Below are 423 nucleotides of genomic sequence, written 5' to 3'. Positions count from 1 at the left end.
ACTTGGCTTGTCCCATCAATATCCAGGACTAACGTTTTTCCAGGTAACAATCCCGCGACCGTTGTCTTTCCGTTACCCGGCTTGGAGTAGATAATGATTTTCGCCTTTTTACTTTTCGTAATTTGAGCACCGTTGGTGATTTCCAATCTATTCACCCTTTCGTCATATTTTTCAGAACAAAAACGGCAGCTTCCAGGTCAAAAATCTCACTTTCCGTATCCCTAATATTTCTCTCCACAATCGGCTTCTTTTCTATTAACCTTTCTAATTCACGCCTGTGTTCAGCTAACTTCCGTTGGCGTACAAATAATGCCTGTTCTAATTCTGCAATAGAAGCATTCAAAATGGCGTCACCTCTTTCTGCTTTGTTAACTCATACACTTCTATAAACGCCTGCAAGGCATACCTGTAGGCAATTACCAT

The 423-nt window shown here is 41.1% G+C and carries 1 protein-coding gene and 1 pseudogene; both read right to left on the bottom strand.

Translation table 11 applies throughout. The features are described 5' to 3' along the window. Positions 1-146, bottom strand: a pseudogene (locus tag ACQRBL_RS32605) (AAA family ATPase); the annotation flags it as partial. Between the two features lie 5 nt (positions 147-151). Continuing rightward, positions 152-343, bottom strand: coding sequence for a hypothetical protein (locus ACQRBL_RS32600; RefSeq protein ID WP_000994235.1), 192 nt, complete (start codon positions 341-343; stop codon positions 152-154). Between the last annotated feature and the right edge of the window lie 80 nt (positions 344-423).

Origin of the sequence: Bacillus sp. AF62, assembly GCF_050312695.1 — a bacterium.
GTDB lineage: Bacteria > Bacillota > Bacilli > Bacillales > Bacillaceae_G > Bacillus_A > Bacillus_A cereus.
Note: the sequence above shows the minus strand (reverse complement) of the source record. Positions and strands in the feature narration are given on the sequence as shown.